Origin of the sequence: Winogradskyella sp. A3E31 (genome assembly GCF_046720935.1) — a bacterium.
Classification (GTDB): Bacteria; Bacteroidota; Bacteroidia; order Flavobacteriales; family Flavobacteriaceae; genus Winogradskyella.
Map to the genome: position 1 here is coordinate 216,843 of NZ_JBHNWH010000004.1, position 18,894 is coordinate 235,736.

Below are 18,894 nucleotides of genomic sequence, written 5' to 3' on the forward strand. Positions count from 1 at the left end.
GATGGTCAAGAATAACAAAACAGAAGATTTGTTAAACAAAAATAATCAAAAATTAAGTGAGATACGGGTTTTAATGCTAAAAAAGTAAAATCTATTTCAATTCTTTAGGAATTTCACAAATTGGGATTGGAATCATTTTGTGATGATTCATTCTGTTGAATCTCATAAATATCTGAAAGACTTCTTTTTGTCTTCCATCAAAATCGTCAGCTGATTTTCCTTCATCTTTCATCTGCATGGCCCATTCTAATTCTGGGTATGAGGCACCAATCTGATCTTCATCGCTACGCGCATCACCAAACAACCCGTCACTTGGTGCAGCTTCCATAATAGACTCGGGTACTTTTAGAAATTTTCCAATAGCGTAAACCTCAGATTTAAGCAGATCTGCAATAGGACTTAAATCTACTCCGCCATCTCCATATTTGGTGTAAAATCCTACACCAAAATCTTCAACTTTATTGCCAGTGCCAGCGACAAGTCGACCTAATAAGCCAGCGTAATAATAGAGCGTGGTCATTCTAAGCCTTGCTCTAGTATTAGCCAAAGCCATATCTACAGTTGCTTCAGCGCCATCTAGGCTTACTTCTGTTTTAAATTCTTCAAAAACCGGCGTTAAGTCTACTCGAGTATCATCAACATTATCGAAACGTTCCTTTAATTGGGCAATATGCTCCTGAGCCCTGCTCACATGGCTTTCCGCTTGGTGTATGGGCATTTCAATACATAAAACTTGTAAGCCCGTATGTGCACAAAGCGTTGAGGTTACAGCGGAATCAATACCTCCAGAAATGCCTACAACAAATCCATTAATACCAGCATTTGTAGCATAATCCCTTAGCCAATTTGTAATGAAATGGACAACCTTTTCCGTTTGCATATTTTCAATTATTTTGTTTTAAGAAGTGTACCTTTGCAGTTCAAAAATAATCGAAACACATTAGGATTGAAAATGTTTTATGATATGAAATCGTTAAAGTATGCTCTTTTGGTTTTTTGTTTACTAACATTGGGTTGCGATGAACATACTTCTTTAGAAAATGAAATCGCAAAAGTAGATGTTGATTTTACTGTTGAGCGTTTTGATAGGGCTGTGGCAAATGCTACGGCTAATGATTTGCCAAAACTAAAAGCAGCATACCCTTTTTTGTTTTCTAGACGTGTGCCAGACTCTATATGGGTAGCGAGACTTAATGATTCGCTTCAAAATGAACTATTAAATGAAGTGGATGATGCATTTGGGGATTTTAAAACAACGACTTCAGAACTTAAGTCTCTTTTTCAACATTTAAAATTTTATGATACGAATTTTTCTATTCCAAGGGTTATTACCTTAACCAATGATGTGGACTATAGAAATAAGACCATTGTTAATGATACTTTGGCTTTAATAGCATTAGATAATTATCTAGGTGAAGATCATCGGTTTTACCAGAATATTCAACGCTATATCGCAGCAAATATGACAAAAGATCAAATAGTGCCAGATGTTGCAGAAGAAATGGCTAAGACGTATACATATCAATCAAATAGAAGAACATTTTTGGATGAAATGATTTTCTTCGGAAAGCTGTTGTATTTTAAGGATGTTATGATTCCGTTTAAAACAGATGCCGAAAAAATAGGATACACACAAGGGCAATTCGATTGGGCGGAAATCAATGAAAACCAAATTTGGACGTATTTTATTGAAAAAGAACTTTTGTATAGTACTGACCCAAAATTAGTGACCCGATTTATTGCACCTGCACCGTATTCTAAGTTTTATTTAGAGTTAGATAATGAGTCACCAGGGAGATTAGGGCAGTTTATGGGGTGGCAAATTGTTAGGACCTATGCTGAGAAAACTGGTGCCGATTTTAAAACAATCCTTCAAACAAAACCAGAAACCATTTTTAGAGATTCAAAATATAAACCAAAAAAATAATGTCGAAAGTAATTACATCTAAGATAGAACTTAATGTGGAATTGGATGAAAACCGTGTTCCAGAAAAATTAAAGTGGTCAGCCGAAGATGGAGGAGTAAAAAATGAAGAGGCTAAAGCCATTATGCTCTCTGTTTGGGATAGTAAGGCACAAGAAACCTTAAAGATTGATCTGTGGACAAAAGATATGCCTGTTGATGAGATGAAGTTGTTTTTTCATCAAACGCTGGTTACAATGAGCGATACATTTCACCGTGCAACACAAGACGAAAAAATGACAGCAACGATGAAGGATTTTTGCGATTATTTTGCTGAAAAATTAGAGCTTAAAAAAAATTAACCTTTACTTAACTTTAAGGTTAATTTTCTTACAATTAATAGAGGTATGTTTACACTGCTATTAATTAAGGATTAAATGCTAGTCAGGCTTTCATTGTCGAAAGCGACTAGCGTTTTTTTTACACAGTATTTCAAGATATTAGGAGCTCATTAATAACTCAATTACTAATTTTTCGCTACATTTCAGTATGAGAAAGATTTTATTCGGTGTTGTTGTGACATTACTCGTGTTATTTACGTTTAAGTATTGTGGGGAGAAACGCAAGGATGAGATTATCCTTAAGGAGAATTCAGCTTTAATTCAAGAACAATTAAAAAATGTCAGCAAGCTGATTGTTACTGAAGGTCATTTTAGTGAGGTCTTTAGCTATAAAAACTCAAAAGCCTATTTTGGGGATTTGCTATCTGCTGAGAAAACGGCATTGGTAGTAGTCAATGCCGATGTTACCGTTTCCTACGATTTGTCAAAAATTGAATATGAATTAGATGAGCCGTCTAAAACCTTACATATTCTTTCGATTCCTGATGAGGAAATAAAAATTAGTCCTGATTTAGAATATTATGATGTTCAGGCTGATTTTTTTAATCAATTTGAAGCTAAAGATTATAATGATATTAAGGAAACAGTCAAAAAATCATTAATGAAAAAGATTGAAGGGTCAGACCTTAAGTCAAATGCACAGAATAGGTTATTGAGCGAACTGGGTAAATTTTATATTCTCACCAACTCCTTGGGGTGGACTTTAAAGTACAATGAAATGCCAATTACATCTTCTGAAAAACTTCAGGATATCAAATTATAGCTTTTCTTTAAGGCTTACCCAGCCACCGCCATTAGTCGCTTCAATATTATGAAGGTTTAAAAATTTTGCTGCTTTGGCAGACCTAACACCACTTTGACAACACGCAATAATAGGTTTGTTTAGCTGCTTTAGCTCTTCAACACGATTGTTTAATTCATCTAAAGGAATATGTACAGAATCTTCAATATGTCCTTTGTCCCATTCGCGTTGTGTCCTCACATCCAAAATGACAGCACCTTTGTTTAAAAACTTTTCAACTTGCCTCTTTTTTGTACCAATAATAAAATCCCAAAATCCCATAGGTTCTTTTTTGCTTAAATTTACAAATTGTGTAGTAAAAAATTTAAGTATTGAGTAAAGAAACCCGAAAAGAAGAAATCATTAGAGTAGCAGCCAAGCTTTTTAAAGAAAAAGGTTATAGTGCTGTGACTATGCGCTACTTGGCAGAGGCAATGGGCATTAAAGCCGCAAGTCTTTACAACCATATTGACTCTAAACAAGCCATTCTTCAGCATATAGTATTAGCAATAGCCGAAGATTTTACAAAAGGGATGAATACTGTTGTAGCTTCTAATGAAAATAGCTTTGTTAAGCTTCAGAAAATTATTGAATTACACGTCAATATTGCTGTTGAAAATGCGGATGGGCTGGCTGCATTAAATTCGGACTGGATGCATCTAGAAGGTAAACTAAGTTATTATTTAAGCCTCCGCCAAACTTATGAAGCCAATTTTAAAAGTATAGTTGAAAAGGGTATTATAGAAAACGAAATTAAGCCAGTAAACCCTGAGGTCCTTATGTTTTCAATGTTATCAACATTACGATCTCTTTACCTATGGATACCAAAAAAAGATATTGTGGATCCACAAGCGTTATCAAGAGATCTGTGCCAAATCCTACTTACCGGAATTAACAAATAGTTGAAAATAAATTCCTCAATGCTTAGCATTGAGGTTTCAGTTTAATTGTCATTCCCATGGATATGGGAATCTGATTTAAATTTCTTATCTTTGTAACATAAACTAACAGTTGTTAGTTTGATTTAATTCACAATATGGCAGAGTTTTTCAACTTAAAAGTTGCAGATATATATAAGGAAACTGGAGATACTTCAGTGGTAACTTTTGACATTCCGAATGATCTTCAGGAAAGATTTAAGTTTAGACAAGGACAACATTTAACCTTGAAAACTGATATTGACGGAGAAGATGTTCGTCGTTCCTATTCGTTATGCTCTAGTCCTGTTGAAAACAAATGGCAAGTTGCAGTTAAACAAATTCCTGGAGGTAAATTTTCAACCTACATTAACAATGTACTGAAAACAGGCGACTATTTAGATGTGATGGAGCCAAGTGGGACATTTGGGGTTGAAGCGGAAAAAAAAATAGCTAAAAACTATTTGTTCTTTAGTGCAGGTAGTGGCATTACGCCAATTCTATCCATGATAAAAACGCATTTATCAGAAGAGCCGAACTCAACTTGTAAACTGTTTTACGTTAATAAAACAGCAAAATCAATTATCTTTAAAGAGGAACTTGAACAATTAAGAAACACCTATTTTGGAAGATTAGAGATATACTATTTCTTAACCAAGGAAAAGCGAGATATAGAATTGTTTAACGGACGATTCGATGATGATAAAATGAAGGTGTTGACTAACACTTTTATTGATATACCAGACACGAGTGAAGTATTTCTTTGTGGTCCGGAACAGATGGTGAAGTATGTGGGTGATTACCTTATTAAAGCAGGGTTGCCCAAGGAATATGTGCATTTTGAATTGTTTGTGACTGGTCTTTCTGATGAAGACATAAAACGTGCCGAGCGTTTAGCAAAGCAAAAAGTTGAAGGAACAGAAGTAACCATAGTAGATGGAGGGAAGGAGTTTCAGTTTACAATGACTAAAGAGTACGACAACATCCTTGATGCAGCACTTGGTGCTGGGGCAGATTTGCCTTTTGCTTGTAAAGGTGGAGTGTGTAGTACATGTAAGTGCGAAGTCAAAAAAGGCTCTGTTGAAATGAAAATCAACTATGCTTTAGATGACAAGGAAGTGTCACAGAACTTGGTACTGAGTTGTCAAGCAGTACCAACATCAGAAAGTGTCGTTGTTGATTTTGACGTTTAAAAAATATTGAAAAAAGAAAAATAAGTTTCACTAGCTAAAAGCAAAGAGCTAATAGCCAAAAGCTAAAACTATGAGTGAAGAACAAATAAAAAATCTAGAAGAACAATTTGAAGCGCGTATTGCACGTGACGAGAAAATTGAACCTAAAGACTGGATGCCCGAGAAGTATCGTCAGACGCATATTCGTCAGATGTCACAACATGCACATTCCGAAATTGTGGGGATGTTACCAGAAGGTAATTGGATAACAAGAGCACCTTCATTGAGGAGAAAAGTAGCACTGTTGGCAAAAGTGCAAGATGAAGCAGGTCATGGGTTGTATTTATATTCAGCGACAGAAACTTTAGGGATTTCTCGTGAAGAAATGTACGAACAATTGCATACTGGTAAGGCTAAGTATTCCAGTATTTTTAATTATCCAACACTGACTTGGGCAGATATGGGAGCTATTGGATGGCTCGTTGATGGTGCAGCGATTATTAACCAAGTGCCACTTTGTAATACATCATTTGGGCCTTATGCAAGAGCCATGATTCGTGTGTGTAAAGAAGAGAGTTTTCACCAGAGACAAGGTTATGAAATCATGTTAAAACTTTGTAACGGAACAGCAGAGCAAAAGAATATGGCACAAGATGCATTAAATAGATGGTGGTGGCCTAGTTTGATGATGTTAGGGCCCACTGATGATAAATCTGTTCATACGGAGCAATCTATGAAGTGGAAGTTAAAGCGTAAAACCAATGACGAACTACGTCAACAGTTTATAGATCAGACCGTGCCTCAAGCTGATATTTTAGGCTTAACAATCCCAGACCCAGATTTAAAATGGAGTGAAGATCGACAGAGTTATGATTTTGGAGAGATCGATTGGGATGAGTTTTGGCAAGTAGTTAAAGGCCATGGCCCATGCAATAAGGAACGTATGAAAGCAAGAGTTGGTGCCTGGGAGCGTGGTGAGTGGGTGAGAGATGCCGCAATGGCGCATGCTGTAAAAAAGCAAGAAAGAAAAGAAAAACAAGCAGTTTAATTGAAGTTGAAATCGAAAATGAAATTGAAATATGCCCGATATAAAGTTTGATTTAACTGAAAGACTAGAGGATTTCGCAGCAGCTGTTATTCTTTTATATGATAAAAAACCATTGTCTTATGCGGGAGATTATTTAGCAAAACAAATAATTCGGTCTTCTTGCTCTTCAGCATTAAATTATGGCGAAGTTTTAGGTGCTGGAACAGATAGAGACAAAATAAATAAACTGAGGATTTGCTTAAAAGAATTAAGAGAATCGTTAAGAAACTTGAATATTCAAACTAAAGCAAAATTATTTTCAGAAGAAGATTTAAAGGTCTTAAAAGACGAAAATGATCAATTAATTAGAATTATAGTAACAAGAATTAAAAATATAAATTGAAGCGATTCGAATTCAACTTCAATTTCAAATTCATTTTCAAATGAGTAAAAATTGGCCCCTTTGGGAGATTTTCGTAAGAAGTAAAAACGGATTAGAACACAGGCATTGTGGCAGTTTGCATGCTGCTGATTCAGATATGGCATTAGAAAATGCTCGCGATGTTTACACTAGAAGAAATGAAGGTGTAAGTATTTGGGTTGTTGAATCAAAACATATTACTGCTTCAAACCCTGAAAATAATGGGGAGTTGTTTGAGCCTGCTCAGGACAAGGTGTACCGTCACCCAACCTTTTATGAGTTACCAGACGATGTAAAGCATATGTGACGCTTGCGTCATGCTGAACTCGTTTCAGCATCTCATTAAAAAAACAAAACGAAATGTCGCTCTAAGCTTGTCGAAGAGTCTCAATTGAAGTAAAAATGAAAAACGAAAACTTATACAACTACATTCTTGGTATTGCTGATAACAGCTTAATCCTTGGTCAAAGGATGGGCGAACTATGTGGACATGGGCCAAGTCTAGAAACTGATATTGCATGTACTAATATTTCTTTGGATTTGTTTGGTCAAGTAAGGAGTTACTTCCAATACGCAAGTAAGATTGCAGATGATGGCAGAACTGAAGATGATATCGCAATGCTACGAAAAGAACGTGACTACAAGAATGTATTATTAGTAGAACAACCTAATACAAACTTTGCATATACTTTGGGACGTCAATTTTTATTTGATGTTTATCATTTAGCTTTTCTAAACGAATTACAGAAAAGTACAGATTTAACCCTTTCAGCAATTGCTAATAAGAGCATAAAAGAAGTGAGTTATCACGAACGTTTTTCATCTGATTGGATTAAGCGTTTAGGTGATGGTACGGAAGAAAGTAAAGTGAAGACACAAGAAGCTATAGATGACCTATGGACATATACCGATGAGTTATTCCACCAAACAGAAGCTGATAAAGCTATGGTTTCTGAAGGGATAGGAGTTGATGTGACAAAGCTAAAAGATGCGTATTTTAAGAATGTAAAAGAACTTTTAGAAGAGGCTACTTTAGAAGTTCCTGAGTCTAAGTATTTTCAAAAAGGAGGTAAAAAAGGGGTTCATACAGAACATTTAGGATATATCTTGGCTGAGTTACAGTATATGCAACGTGCGTATCCTAATATGGAATGGTAACAAATCTTTGATTTGTCATCCTGAACTTGTTTCAGGATCTCATCAATTGAAATTAAGTGTCACTCTGAGCGCAGTCGAAGAGTCTCATTGAAAATAAATAAATCGTCACTTCGAGTGATTTGTGAGGAATGAGCAAATTGTATCGAGAAGTAAATATGACAACTACAGAACAAAACATAGATTCAAAATTGGTTGAGATTTTAGAAAAAGTCTCTGACCCAGAAATCCCAGTATTATCCATCATGGATATGGGAGTTGTTCGTTCTGCAATCATTGAAAATAATATTGTAAAAGTAGAAATTACACCAACCTATAGTGGTTGCCCTGCAATGGATGTCATAGGTGATGATATAAAAAAGGCTTTATTAGATGCAGGTTATGATCCCCAAGTAGAATTGATTCTTCATCCAGCTTGGACAACCGATTGGATTACACCTAGAGGACGAAAAGCATTAGAAGAATACGGAATAGCAGCACCTTTAGATGCAGAAGCAGATAAAGAGGTATTGCTTAATGGTAAGCGAATTGTGAAGTGTACCAATTGCGGTTCGCAAAATACTAGGATGGTGAGTCAGTTTGGTTCAACAGCATGTAAAGCACAATTTCAATGTGAGGATTGCCAAGAACCGTTTGACTATTTTAAATGTTTGAAGTAACAAATTTCTATGAAAGTAGGAATCTCATAAAAAGAACTAGATGTCATTCAGAGCAAAGCGAAGAATCTCATCAAATTAAAGTTAACGTCAGTTCGAGTGCCACGCCAAAAGCGTGGTGTATCGAGAACAAATAAATATTTTGTCATTCTGCACTTCCTGCCCGACCGTCAGGCGGGGATTCGGAATCTAATATAAAATTGATTTATGTCAGAAAGCATATTATTAAAAATAGAAAACAATATAGCGCATATCACGCTAAACAGACCAGAAGTTTTTAATAGCTTCAATCGAGAAATGGCATTACGCTTGCAGAATATTTTAGATGATTGTGAGGCAGATGATGAAGTAAGGGCAATTGTTGTTAAAGGAAGCGGAAAGGCCTTTTGTGCAGGTCAGGATTTAAAGGAAGTGACAAGTCCAGAATTAAATCCTGGGTTTAAGAAAATACTCGAAGAACATTACAATCCTATAATATCAAGAATTCGAAATATAGAAAAGCCAATAATTGCAGCAGTGAATGGTGTTGCAGCTGGTGCTGGAGCAAATATTGCTCTTGCATGCGATGTTGTAATTGCGGATGAGAAGGCAAGTTTTATTCAGGCATTTAGCCTTATTGGACTTATACCGGATAGCGCTGGGACATTCTTTTTACCACGGTTAATAGGATTTCAAAAAGCTTCTGCTTTAGCGATGTTAGGAGATAAGGTTTCTGCAGAAGAGGCAGAGCGAATAGGAATGATATATAAATATGTACCTTCAGATAAATTCAAGGAAGAGATTGATAATGTAGCTGCTAAAATGGCGAATTTACCTACCAAGGCATTGGGTCTTATCAAAAGAACATTTAATAAGTCATTAACTAATAATTTAGAGGAACAATTGGCTTTAGAATCTAAAAACCAAATAACCGCTGCAGGAAGTGATGACTATGCAGAAGGTGTTGCAGCGTTTATAGAAAAACGGAAACCAAATTTTAAAGGAAACTAGAATAACGTCAGTTCGAGTGAAATTGCTTTTTCTGCAATTTTGTATCGAGAACCAATATGAATAAACAAACCCTCATACAAACCCACAACCGAATAAAACCATTTATTCACCAAACACCTGTGTTAACATCACAATTATTGAATGAAAAAGCAGGCTGTAATTTGTTTTTTAAGTGTGAGAACTTTCAAAAAATGGGTGCGTTTAAAATGCGTGGAGCAACCAATGCTATACTATCGTTATCAGAAGATGAAAGACAAAAAGGAGTAGTCACACATTCGTCTGGTAATTTTGCACAAGCAGTTTCATTAGCAGCACAAAAATTAGGTGTAAAAGCCTATATCGTTATGCCAGAAAGCGCACCTCAAGTAAAAAAAGATGGTGTAAGAACTTATGAAGGTGAAATTATAGAATGCGAATCAACACTTCAAGCGAGAGAAGCTGCAGCCAATAAAGTTAGAGAAGAAAAAGGTGCGTCATTTCTGCATCCATCAAATCAAGATGAGGTAATTTATGGCAATAGTACAGCTACTATAGAGCTGTTAGAGAAGCAACCAAATTTGGATGTGATTTTAACACCGATTGGAGGAGGTGGTTTAATAGCCGGAACAGCTCTGGCAGTGCATAATTTTTCAGATAACTGCAAAGTGATAGGTGCTGAACCTTCTGAAGCAGATGATGCTTATCGTTCTTTAGCTTCGGGTAAAATTGAAACTAATAAGATAGCAAATACCATTGCAGATGGGTTGCGAACTCAATTGGGGGATAGAAATTTTCCAATTATTAAAAAGTATGTCGATAAGATTATTCGTGTTGAAGAATACGAAATTATCGAAGCTATGAAACTGATTTGGGAGCGTATGAAGGTGTTAGTAGAACCATCAAGCGCTCTACCTTTTGCAGCGGTATTAAAGAATAAAGAAGAGTTTAAAAATAAAAACGTCGGAATCATTTTATCTGGCGGAAATGTAGATGTAACAAACCTTCCATTTTTAAAGGTTTGTCATCCTGAACTGTCACACTGAGCGCAGTCGAAGTGTTGTTTCAGGATCTCATCAAAATGAAAAATAAAATATGAACGTAGGAATAATAGGAAGCGGAACAATGGGAAGCGGCATTGCTCAAGTAGCGGCTACTGCTGGTTGTACTGTAAAATTATACGATACCAATCAAGCTGCTTTAGACAAAGCCAAAACAAGTCTTGAAAAAATATTAAGTCGTCTTATTGAAAAAGGTCGAATTGATGGCGCCGAAAAAACAAGGATTCAATCTAATATTTATTATGTCGATAGCTTAAAAGATTTATCAGATTCAAACCTGACCATAGAAGCGATTATTGAAAATCTTGACATCAAACAAAAGGTGTTTTCAGAATTAGAAAGCTATGTGGCAGATGATTGTATCATTGCATCAAACACATCGAGTTTATCAATTGCATCTATCGCAGCCTCATTGCAAAAACCAGAGCGTTGCATCGGAATTCATTTTTTCAATCCAGCGCCATTAATGAAATTGGTTGAGGTAATTCCTGCGATTCAGACCTCAAAAGCTGTTTTGGATACATCTGTTGAAACCATTAAGAATTGGAAAAAAACTGTTGCCGTTGCAAAAGACACACCTGGATTTATAGTGAATCGTGTGGCAAGACCATTTTACGGTGAATCATTAAGAATCTATGAAGAAGGTATAGCCGACCTGCCCGACGGTCAGGCGGGTTTTGCAACCATTGATCACAGCTTAAAAACACTAGGTGGTTTCAGAATGGGACCTTTCGAGTTGATGGATTTTATAGGTAATGATGTCAATTACACAGTAACCGAAACCGTATTCACAGCCTTTTATTTCGACCCAAGATACAAGCCAGCATTTACACAAAAACGTTTTGCTGAAGCAGGGTATTTAGGCCGTAAGTCTGGAAAAGGGTATTACGATTATGATGAAAACGGTCGCATTGTCATTCCGAGCAAAGCGAAGGAATCTCATGATAAAGAACTAGAACAAAAAATATTCGATCGTGTATTAGTCATGCTAATCAACGAAGCGGCAGATGCACTATTTTTAAACATAGCATCCGCAGAAGACATTGACAATGCTATGACAAAAGGCGTTAATTACCCAAAAGGATTATTGGCTTGGGCAGATGAAAAAGGCATCGATTGGTGCGTGAGTAAAATGGATGAATTGTATAACGAATATCACGAAGATAGATATCGTTGCAGTCCACTGTTGCGAAAAATGAATAAAGAAAATAAAACATTTTTTAACTAAAATGTCATTCAGGGCGAAGCGAAGAATCTCTCAATGAGATTGCCACGTCCTTTGTCCTCGCAATGACAAAATGAATATGAAAGGAGAACATATCCCACATAAAATGTTAAGTCAAGATGCATTCAGTACCTGGATGGGAATCGAGATAATTGAATCTGAAATAGGTCGCGTTAAAATAGGGATGACGATTCGAAGAGAAATGTTGAATAGCATGAACTATGCTCATGGAGGCGTTAGTTATACTTTGGCTGATACTGCATTTGGGTTTACATCAAATACGCATGGAAAATATGCAGTTTCCATAGAAACGAGCATCAACCATATTGAAGCATTAAATGAAGGAGATTATTTAGTTGCAGAATGCATTATAGAAAAGGTTAATAATAAATTAGGATTTAATATAGTAGAAGTAAAACGAGGCGAAGAATTAGTTGCGCTTTTTAAAGGTGTAGTGTATCGCACAAAAAAAGACTGGGAAGAGTAAGATTTTAAATAGTTTGTCATTCCGCACTTGATGCGGAATCCATAAAAATAATTATGAAAGAAGCATATATAATAGACGGAATAAGAACACCAATAGGAAGTTACAAAGGCACTTTATCAGCTGTTCGTACAGACGATTTAGGAGCCATTGTCATTGAAGAAATCGTAAAACGAAATCCAAACATTCCAAAAGAAGCCTACGACGATGTTATCATGGGCTGTGCCAATCAAGCAGGAGAAGACAATCGGAATGTAGCGCGTATGTCATCACTATTAGCAGGAATGCCCTTTACAGTGCCTGGCGAAACAGTAAACCGTTTATGCAGTTCAGGTTTATCAGCAATAATACATGCCAATAGAGCGATTAAAGCTGGAGATGGCGATGTGTTTATTTCTGGAGGCGTAGAAAATATGACTCGTGGACCATACGTTATTGCAAAACCATCAAGTGCCTTTGGGACTGATGCAAAAATGTATGATAGTAGTTTCGGATGGCGTTTTATCAACCCGAAAATGGAAGTAATGTACGGTACAGACGGCATGGGAAATACTGCTGAAAATTTGGTTGAAAAATATAATATTTCAAGAGAAGACCAAGATAAGTTTGCGTATTGGAGCCAGATGAAGGCGACTAAGGCACAAGAAAATGGAAGACTAGCAAAGGAAATTGTAACTGTTGAAATTCCGCAACGCAAAAAAGACCCAATCCAATTTTCTAAAGATGAATTTGTAAAACCAAATACATCTTTGGAAGTATTAGGAAAATTAAGAGCAGCCTTTAAAAAAGAAAAAGGAAGCGTAACCGCAGGAAATTCTTCAGGATTAAACGATGGCGCTGCAGCAACCATTATCGCTTCAGAAGACGCAGTAAAAAAATATAATCTTAAACCATTAGCAAGAATTGTAAGTTCGGCAGTGGTTGGAGTAGAACCAAGAATTATGGGTATAGGTCCTGTTGAAGCATCAAACAAAGCATTAGCTAAAGCTGGATTAACTATGGATGATATGGATATCATCGAGCTCAACGAAGCCTTTGCAGCACAAGCCTTGGCATGCACCAGAGCTTGGGGAATTGCAGATGATGATCCAAGATTAAACCCAAATGGAGGATCAATCGCAATTGGTCATCCATTAGGAGTAACAGGAGCAAGAATTGCTTATTCAGCAGCTTTAGAATTACGTGAACAAAATAAAAAGTACGCCTTGGTAACCATGTGTATTGGAGTTGGACAAGGGTATGCAGCAATTATAGAACGAGTGTAAATGAAAATACTAATAATAGGAGGAAACGGAACCATTGGTAAAAAAGTTACAGAAAGACTTTCAGCAAAGCATGAAGTTTTAGTTGCTGGTCGAAATTCTGGTGATGTAATTGTCGATTTTTCAGATGCTAAATCTATAAAATCGATGTTTGAAAATGTCGGAAGATTAGATGCTATCGTTGCCATTGCTGGAGATGCAAAATGGGATAAATTTAATAACCTAACCGAAGACGATTTTTACATTGGTATAAAAAGTAAACTGATGGGACAAGTTAATGTTGTTCGGATTGGTAAGGATTATTTAAACCCAAATGGTTCCATCACGCTATCTACAGGTATTCTTGCAGATGACCCAGTAGATATGACAACAAGTGCAGCAATGGTTAATGGTGGAATTCACAGTTTTGTAAAGGCAGTAGCCCTAGAATTAGAAAATGGAATAAGAATTAATGCTGTTTCTTCAGATTTGGTAGAAGATGCATATGAGAAGTACAAAGATTATTTCCCTGGCAATACACCAGTGCCAATGCGCAAAATTGTCGATGGATATGTAAAATCAATCGAAGGGAAAATTACAGGAAGAATTATTAGAATAATGGCTTAATTTATTATGAGAAAAATACAACACTACGTCCAAGGACAATGGACATCAGGAAAAGAAGAAGGAACACCAATCCTAGATGCAATAACAGGTGAAGCATTCACAAGCGTCGCCATTGAAGGGTTAGATATTCCAGAAATCTTAAACTACGGAAGAACAAAAGGAGGCGAAACACTTCGTAAAATGACCTTTCAAGAACGTGGAAATATGCTAAAAAAGTTAGCATTATATCTTACCAAAAGAAAGGATTCATTTTACGACTTAAGTTACAGAACTGGAGCAACCAAAGTAGATAGTTGGATTGATATTGAAGGTGGTTTTGGCAACCTATTTGCCAATGCATCATTACGAAAATTGTTTCCAAACCAACCCTTTCACGTGGAAGGCGATCCAATCGATTTATCGCGTGGTGGACGCTTTATGGCGCATCATATTATGGTGCCAAAAAAAGGTGTGGCTGTTCATATCAACGCCTTTAATTTCCCAGTTTGGGGCATGTTAGAAAAATGTGCTGTTAATTGGATGGCTGGAGTGCCAGCAGTCGTTTTACCAGCACCATCATCATCGTATTTAGCGGAAGCTGTAGCGAGAACTATTATAGATTCTGGCATTTTACCAGAAGGCGCACTTCAAATTATAAACGGAACAGTGAAATCCATTCTAGATACAGTAGAATCTCAAGATGTAGTAACGTTTACAGGTTCTGCTTCAACAGGTCGACTGTTAAAAGCACATCCAAGATTGATTCAGGAATCTGTGCCATTCACGATGGAAGCCGATTCTTTAAATGCTTCTATATTAGGAGAAGATGCAGTGCTTGGCACACCTGAATTCGATTTGTTTATCAAAGAAGTTCGAAAAGAAATGACTGTTAAAGCAGGTCAAAAATGTACTGCAATCCGTAGAATTATTGTGCCAGAAAATTTAGTAGAAGACGTTCAAATCCACTTAGGAAAAGCATTAGATAAAGTCACCATTGGAGATCCGAGACTTAAAGAAGTTAGAATGGGTTCTTTGGTGAGTCGTCAACAAGTACAGGCAGTAAGAGATTCTGTAAACGACTTAGCAAAAGAAGCACAAATTGTTTATGGAGATTTAGATAAAATCGAAACTATTGGAGCAGATGCTAAAAAAGGAGCGTTTATTAGTCCAATTTTATTGAGAACAGACCATCCGTTCCAAAACACAATTGTTCACGAACGTGAAGCCTTCGGACCAGTAAGTACTATTATGCCTTACAAGTCAATGGACGAAGCAGTTCAGTTAGCGCAAATGGGTAAAGGATCATTAGTATCTTCCATTGCAACCAACGACGATAAGATTGCTAAAGATTATGTAGTGAATGCAGCATCACATCATGGAAGAATCATGGTTATTAATCGTGATATGGCTAAAGAAAGTACAGGTCATGGTTCACCATTGCCATATTTAGTTCATGGTGGTCCTGGACGAGCAGGTGGCGGAGAAGAAATGGGAGGCATGCGAGGTATAAAACATTATTTGCAACGTACAGCCATTCAAGGGTCGCCAACCACATTGACTGAAATCACTGGCATCTATCAGCAAAATGCAAAGTATAAGGAAGCCGAACAGCATCCATTTAAATACCATTGGGAAGACATCGAACCAGGAATGTCCATGAAAACCCACAACCGTACATTTACAGATACTGATATCATTAACTTTTCCAATCTGACTTGGGATCATTTCTACGCACATACAGATATCACATCACTAGATGGAAGTATTTTCGAGAAGAGAACAGCGCATGGTTATTTTATCATTTCGGCAGCAGCAGGATTATTTGTCTATCCAAATAAAGGGCCAGTATCTGCAAATTATGGATTAGAAGAGTGTAGATTCCTTCGTCCTTTATATCATAACGATACAATTTATGTTCGACTAACCTGTAAGCAAAAAGTAGATAGAGATGTGGCTTCTGCGGAACATCCTAGCGGTATTGTAAAATGGTATGCCGAAATTTTTGACGCAAACAACGATGAGAAAGTGGCATTTGCAACGGTATTGACAATGGTTCAGAAAAAGCAAGAAACCTTTGTGGAAATGACAGATGAAAAGATTGATGAATGTTTGTCTAAACTTTCTGAAGAAACAAAACCAAAATGGGGAATCATGACACCACAGCACATGATTGAGCATTTGGAGTACACCTATAAAATTGCTTCAGGTGAAATTCAAGATTTTGAAATCGCTACCCCTGAAAAGATATTAGAAAAGGTACACACTAGTTTATACAACTACGATAAATTTCCACAGAACACTAATTTCCCTTTGTTAGAAAAAGATAAGTTGGATGACTTAAAGCATCCAGATTTACAAACAGCCATTGAGAAATTTAAAGCCCAACGCGAGAAATATATTGAGTTTTTTAAAGAAAATCCAGATGCTAAATTGAAGAATTTAGTCTTTGGAGAGTTGAATAAATACGAATCGTATTTGTTGGAAAGAAAACATTTGAATCATCATTTCGAGCAGTTCGGATTATTGTAAATAGAAAATAGACCGCTACGCTGTTAGATTTTAGAAGAAAGACAGCAAGTGGGTAATGTTGAAATACAGAATATAAAAATCAAATCGTTAAAAATTTCTGAAGCCTTGGAAGAAATTTAGATTTTATTTTTGGTTTTCAAGCTCGATAAGAGATTGAAAAATTCCTCATTTCAACTTGAATTTTTGGTTCGTTTTGTTTCAAGACAAAATGAACATAAAGAAATAAAAATAGATTCCGCATCAAGTGTGGAATGACAAATAAAGAAACATGAGTGACCCATACGTAAAACAAACCATAGAAAACGAAGTAGGATACATAGAATTTTTCCACCCTGCACACAATTCCTTGCCAGGAGATGTATTAGCAAAATTAGCAAATACAATTACTGAAGCTGGACAAAACGATGCTATTAAAGTTATCGTTCTAAAAAGTGGAGGAGACAGAACGTTTTGTGCAGGCGCAAGTTTTAATGAGCTGATTAACATCAACGATGAAGCCACAGGAAAAGTATTCTTTTCAGGTTTTGCTAATGTGATTAATGCGATGCGTAAATGTCCTAAATTCATCATTGGAAGAATTCAAGGAAAAACAGTTGGTGGAGGAGTAGGACTCGCAGCATCAACCGATTATTGTATGGCAACAAAATTTGCAGCCATAAAATTGAGTGAACTTAATATTGGAATCGGACCATTTGTAGTTGGACCAGCTATTGAGCGCAAAATGGGATTGAGTGCGATGTCGCAAATTGCTATTGATGCCAATTCTTTCTACCCACCAGAATGGGCTAAACAAAAAGGATTGTTCACACATGTTTATGAAAGCACAGAAGCATTAGACGAAGCTGTAAAAACAACCGTAGAGCATTTATGTACTTACAACACAGAAGCAATGCTCGAAATGAAAAAAGTCTTCTGGAAAGGCACAGATGATTGGGATGAGTTATTGGCAGAACGTGCAGCAACTAGTGGAAGATTGGTGTTGAGTGAGTTTACAAAAGAAAAGTTGAAAACATATAAATAAGAACGTCATTGCGAGGACGAAGGACGTGGCAATCTCATGATGAGATTCTTCGCTTTGCTCTGAATGACATATTCAAAAAATATGATTTATTCATTTAAAGGCTATACGCCAGTCGTTCACGAAAGCAGTTTTGTGCATCCTTTGGCAGCGGTCACAGGCAATGTCATCATTGGTAAAAACTGTTATGTTGGTCCAGGCGCAGCAATTCGTGGTGATTGGGGACAAATCATTTTGGAAGATGGAGTTAATGTTCAGGAAAACTGTACGGTGCATATGTTTCCAGGTAAGTCCATAACACTTAAAGAAAGTGCGCATATTGGTCATGGAGCTATCATTCACGGTGCTAATTTAGGTCGTAATTGCTTAATTGGTATGAACACAGTCATCATGGATGATGCTGAAATTGGCGATGAATCTATCGTAGGAGCCATGGCATTTGTTAAGGCCGAAACTATAATTCCAATGCGAAGTTTGGTGGTTGGTAATCCAGCAAAAGTGGTAAAACAAGTGAGCGACGACATGATCGAATGGAAAACAAAAGGAACACAGCTTTATCAGCAATTACCAGAAGATTGCCATGAATCTCTCAGGGAAGTAGAACCGCTTAGAGAAGTTCCCGAGAACATGAAACTTCAAGATGATATTTATAAAACTTTGAGAGAAACTTTCAAGAAATAAAACTTTAGCCAAGAGCCAAGAGCCAGATTTAAACCCTACTCAAATCAATCTCATTAGTTTCTTTGCCTGTCGAAAGCGTTATCAAACTCTGTACATTACCCAAATAGGGTAGAAGCGTCAATTTTGAAATGATGAACGTCTCGTAAGCTTCAATATCCTCAACAACAAGTTTAAGTAGGTAGTCAAAATTTCCACTGACTCTATGGCACTCTACAATTTCAGGGAAATTATTGATTTCTTTGACGAATTTTTCAAGATAACTTCTTGTGTGTCCCTGTAATGTTATACCAATAAAAACTGTAAGCTTTAAGCCTATTTTTTTATGATTTAAAACTGCAACATACTTTTTGATATAGCCTTCTTTTTCGAGCTTTTTAATCCGTTCAAAAACTGGTGAAGTGGTCATGCCTAATTCTTCAGCAATACTCTTTGTGGTGCGGTTGCTGTTATTTTGAAGGATACTTAGGATTTGTGTGTCAATTCTATCGAGTACAATAGCCATAAGAAAATTTTATTATGAGAGTTTAAAAATATTAAATATAAAAGAATAAAAAACTTCAATATAAATAAAAATAAGAATGAAATTCTTTTATGGGTTAATTTAAAAGCTTTTAACATCTGAAAAAACTAATATTTGGTATCTTTAATCC

Annotated in this window: 22 protein-coding genes; 19 read left to right on the forward strand and 3 right to left on the reverse strand. The window is 36.4% G+C overall.

Annotated features, from left to right (window positions below; translation table 11 throughout):
* Window positions 1-91 precede the first annotated feature (91 nt).
* Window positions 92-880 (reverse strand): NAD(+) synthase, encoded by a 789-nt coding sequence (nadE, locus tag ACFEMA_RS06935; protein WP_411767346.1) that lies wholly within the window; start codon window positions 878-880, stop codon window positions 92-94.
* A gap of 84 nt (window positions 881-964) precedes the next feature.
* On the opposite strand from nadE, the gene gldB reads away from it, so the two are divergent.
* The 3 genes from gldB to ACFEMA_RS06950 all read left to right on the forward strand — a co-directional run bounded on the left by gldB (window position 965) and on the right by ACFEMA_RS06950 (window position 3,067).
* Window positions 965-1,927 (forward strand): gliding motility lipoprotein GldB, encoded by a 963-nt coding sequence (gene gldB / locus ACFEMA_RS06940; RefSeq protein WP_411767347.1) that lies wholly within the window; start codon window positions 965-967, stop codon window positions 1,925-1,927.
* Window positions 1,927-2,265: a gliding motility protein GldC gene (gene gldC, locus ACFEMA_RS06945; RefSeq protein ID WP_411767348.1), complete on the forward strand. Its 339-nt coding sequence runs from the start codon at window positions 1,927-1,929 to the stop codon at window positions 2,263-2,265. Before gldB ends, gldC begins: the two co-directional genes overlap by 1 nt.
* Window positions 2,266-2,452: 187 nt before the next feature.
* Entirely contained in the window at window positions 2,453-3,067 is a 615-nt protein-coding gene (locus tag ACFEMA_RS06950; protein ID WP_411767349.1) for a DUF4230 domain-containing protein, read from the forward strand.
* Here ACFEMA_RS06950 and ACFEMA_RS06955 read toward each other — a convergent pair.
* On the reverse strand, window positions 3,062-3,367 hold the full coding sequence (locus ACFEMA_RS06955; RefSeq protein WP_411767350.1) for a rhodanese-like domain-containing protein: 306 nt from the start codon (window positions 3,365-3,367) through the stop codon (window positions 3,062-3,064). The two genes, ACFEMA_RS06950 and ACFEMA_RS06955, sit on opposite strands and share 6 nt — an antisense overlap.
* Window positions 3,368-3,417: 50 nt before the next feature.
* Here ACFEMA_RS06955 and ACFEMA_RS06960 point away from each other — a divergent pair, with 50 nt between their 5' ends.
* The 16 genes from ACFEMA_RS06960 (at window position 3,418) to ACFEMA_RS07035 (ending at window position 18,244) form a co-directional block, all read left to right on the forward strand.
* Complete coding sequence (locus tag ACFEMA_RS06960; protein ID WP_411767351.1) at window positions 3,418-3,987, forward strand: TetR/AcrR family transcriptional regulator; 570 nt, start codon at window positions 3,418-3,420, stop codon at window positions 3,985-3,987.
* A 134-nt stretch (window positions 3,988-4,121) separates the two neighbouring features.
* The gene (locus ACFEMA_RS06965) at window positions 4,122-5,195 is read left to right on the forward strand and encodes a 2Fe-2S iron-sulfur cluster-binding protein (protein ID WP_411767352.1); all 1,074 of its coding nucleotides are present in this window, start codon (window positions 4,122-4,124) and stop codon (window positions 5,193-5,195) included.
* A 70-nt stretch (window positions 5,196-5,265) separates the two neighbouring features.
* On the forward strand, window positions 5,266-6,222 hold the full coding sequence (paaA, locus tag ACFEMA_RS06970) for a 1,2-phenylacetyl-CoA epoxidase subunit PaaA (RefSeq protein WP_411767353.1): 957 nt from the start codon (window positions 5,266-5,268) through the stop codon (window positions 6,220-6,222).
* A 31-nt stretch (window positions 6,223-6,253) separates the two neighbouring features.
* Complete coding sequence (locus tag ACFEMA_RS06975) at window positions 6,254-6,604, forward strand: four helix bundle protein (protein WP_411767354.1); 351 nt, start codon at window positions 6,254-6,256, stop codon at window positions 6,602-6,604.
* Window positions 6,605-6,644: 40 nt separating this feature from the next.
* On the forward strand, window positions 6,645-6,929 hold the full coding sequence (gene paaB / locus ACFEMA_RS06980) for a 1,2-phenylacetyl-CoA epoxidase subunit PaaB (protein ID WP_411767355.1): 285 nt from the start codon (window positions 6,645-6,647) through the stop codon (window positions 6,927-6,929).
* 95 nt (window positions 6,930-7,024) lie between these two features.
* A complete protein-coding gene (gene paaC, locus ACFEMA_RS06985) occupies window positions 7,025-7,780 on the forward strand; it encodes a 1,2-phenylacetyl-CoA epoxidase subunit PaaC (protein ID WP_411767356.1) in 756 nt (251 codons plus the stop codon).
* Between the two features lie 155 nt (window positions 7,781-7,935).
* A complete protein-coding gene (paaD, locus tag ACFEMA_RS06990) occupies window positions 7,936-8,436 on the forward strand; it encodes a 1,2-phenylacetyl-CoA epoxidase subunit PaaD (protein WP_411767357.1) in 501 nt (166 codons plus the stop codon).
* 204 nt (window positions 8,437-8,640) lie between these two features.
* The gene (locus ACFEMA_RS06995) at window positions 8,641-9,423 is read left to right on the forward strand and encodes an enoyl-CoA hydratase-related protein (protein WP_411767358.1); all 783 of its coding nucleotides are present in this window, start codon (window positions 8,641-8,643) and stop codon (window positions 9,421-9,423) included.
* 56 nt (window positions 9,424-9,479) lie between these two features.
* The gene (locus tag ACFEMA_RS07000; protein WP_411767359.1) at window positions 9,480-10,445 is read left to right on the forward strand and encodes a pyridoxal-phosphate dependent enzyme; all 966 of its coding nucleotides are present in this window, start codon (window positions 9,480-9,482) and stop codon (window positions 10,443-10,445) included.
* 49 nt (window positions 10,446-10,494) lie between these two features.
* Window positions 10,495-11,688: a 3-hydroxyacyl-CoA dehydrogenase NAD-binding domain-containing protein gene (locus tag ACFEMA_RS07005; protein WP_411767360.1), complete on the forward strand. Its 1,194-nt coding sequence runs from the start codon at window positions 10,495-10,497 to the stop codon at window positions 11,686-11,688.
* A 76-nt stretch (window positions 11,689-11,764) separates the two neighbouring features.
* A complete protein-coding gene (locus ACFEMA_RS07010) occupies window positions 11,765-12,172 on the forward strand; it encodes a PaaI family thioesterase (protein ID WP_411767361.1) in 408 nt (135 codons plus the stop codon).
* Window positions 12,173-12,225: 53 nt separating this feature from the next.
* Window positions 12,226-13,434, forward strand: coding sequence for a 3-oxoadipyl-CoA thiolase (gene pcaF, locus ACFEMA_RS07015; RefSeq protein ID WP_411767362.1), 1,209 nt, complete (start codon window positions 12,226-12,228; stop codon window positions 13,432-13,434).
* On the forward strand, window positions 13,435-14,037 hold the full coding sequence (locus ACFEMA_RS07020; RefSeq protein WP_411767363.1) for a short chain dehydrogenase: 603 nt from the start codon (window positions 13,435-13,437) through the stop codon (window positions 14,035-14,037).
* 6 nt (window positions 14,038-14,043) lie between these two features.
* The gene (gene paaZ, locus ACFEMA_RS07025) at window positions 14,044-16,545 is read left to right on the forward strand and encodes a phenylacetic acid degradation bifunctional protein PaaZ (protein WP_411767364.1); all 2,502 of its coding nucleotides are present in this window, start codon (window positions 14,044-14,046) and stop codon (window positions 16,543-16,545) included.
* A gap of 268 nt (window positions 16,546-16,813) precedes the next feature.
* Window positions 16,814-17,566 carry an enoyl-CoA hydratase/isomerase family protein gene (locus ACFEMA_RS07030; RefSeq protein ID WP_411767365.1) on the forward strand — a complete coding sequence of 251 codons (753 nt, stop codon included), beginning with the start codon at window positions 16,814-16,816 and terminating at the stop codon, window positions 17,564-17,566.
* Window positions 17,567-17,647: 81 nt separating this feature from the next.
* The gene (locus ACFEMA_RS07035; RefSeq protein WP_411767366.1) at window positions 17,648-18,244 is read left to right on the forward strand and encodes a transferase hexapeptide repeat family protein; all 597 of its coding nucleotides are present in this window, start codon (window positions 17,648-17,650) and stop codon (window positions 18,242-18,244) included.
* A 28-nt stretch (window positions 18,245-18,272) separates the two neighbouring features.
* Here the strand turns inward: ACFEMA_RS07035 and ACFEMA_RS07040 are convergent, their stop codons facing one another.
* The gene (locus tag ACFEMA_RS07040; protein ID WP_411767368.1) at window positions 18,273-18,746 is read right to left on the reverse strand and encodes an Lrp/AsnC family transcriptional regulator; all 474 of its coding nucleotides are present in this window, start codon (window positions 18,744-18,746) and stop codon (window positions 18,273-18,275) included.
* Window positions 18,747-18,894: the final 148 nt, after the last annotated feature.

Coding starts and splice junctions, on each gene's coding strand:
- nadE (WP_411767346.1), bottom strand. CDS start 880: ATGCAAACGGAAAAGGTTGTCCATTTCATTACAAATTGGCTAAGGGAT.
- gldB (WP_411767347.1), top strand. CDS start 965: ATGAAATCGTTAAAGTATGCTCTTTTGGTTTTTTGTTTACTAACATTG.
- gldC (WP_411767348.1), top strand. CDS start 1,927: ATGTCGAAAGTAATTACATCTAAGATAGAACTTAATGTGGAATTGGAT.
- ACFEMA_RS06950 (WP_411767349.1), top strand. CDS start 2,453: ATGAGAAAGATTTTATTCGGTGTTGTTGTGACATTACTCGTGTTATTT.
- ACFEMA_RS06955 (WP_411767350.1), bottom strand. CDS start 3,367: ATGGGATTTTGGGATTTTATTATTGGTACAAAAAAGAGGCAAGTTGAA.
- ACFEMA_RS06965 (WP_411767352.1), top strand. CDS start 4,122: ATGGCAGAGTTTTTCAACTTAAAAGTTGCAGATATATATAAGGAAACT.
- paaA (WP_411767353.1), top strand. CDS start 5,266: ATGAGTGAAGAACAAATAAAAAATCTAGAAGAACAATTTGAAGCGCGT.
- ACFEMA_RS06975 (WP_411767354.1), top strand. CDS start 6,254: ATGCCCGATATAAAGTTTGATTTAACTGAAAGACTAGAGGATTTCGCA.
- paaB (WP_411767355.1), top strand. CDS start 6,645: ATGAGTAAAAATTGGCCCCTTTGGGAGATTTTCGTAAGAAGTAAAAAC.
- paaC (WP_411767356.1), top strand. CDS start 7,025: ATGAAAAACGAAAACTTATACAACTACATTCTTGGTATTGCTGATAAC.
- paaD (WP_411767357.1), top strand. CDS start 7,936: ATGACAACTACAGAACAAAACATAGATTCAAAATTGGTTGAGATTTTA.
- ACFEMA_RS06995 (WP_411767358.1), top strand. CDS start 8,641: ATGTCAGAAAGCATATTATTAAAAATAGAAAACAATATAGCGCATATC.
- ACFEMA_RS07000 (WP_411767359.1), top strand. CDS start 9,480: ATGAATAAACAAACCCTCATACAAACCCACAACCGAATAAAACCATTT.
- ACFEMA_RS07005 (WP_411767360.1), top strand. CDS start 10,495: ATGAACGTAGGAATAATAGGAAGCGGAACAATGGGAAGCGGCATTGCT.
- ACFEMA_RS07010 (WP_411767361.1), top strand. CDS start 11,765: ATGAAAGGAGAACATATCCCACATAAAATGTTAAGTCAAGATGCATTC.
- pcaF (WP_411767362.1), top strand. CDS start 12,226: ATGAAAGAAGCATATATAATAGACGGAATAAGAACACCAATAGGAAGT.
- ACFEMA_RS07020 (WP_411767363.1), top strand. CDS start 13,435: ATGAAAATACTAATAATAGGAGGAAACGGAACCATTGGTAAAAAAGTT.
- paaZ (WP_411767364.1), top strand. CDS start 14,044: ATGAGAAAAATACAACACTACGTCCAAGGACAATGGACATCAGGAAAA.
- ACFEMA_RS07030 (WP_411767365.1), top strand. CDS start 16,814: ATGAGTGACCCATACGTAAAACAAACCATAGAAAACGAAGTAGGATAC.
- ACFEMA_RS07035 (WP_411767366.1), top strand. CDS start 17,648: ATGATTTATTCATTTAAAGGCTATACGCCAGTCGTTCACGAAAGCAGT.
- ACFEMA_RS07040 (WP_411767368.1), bottom strand. CDS start 18,746: ATGGCTATTGTACTCGATAGAATTGACACACAAATCCTAAGTATCCTT.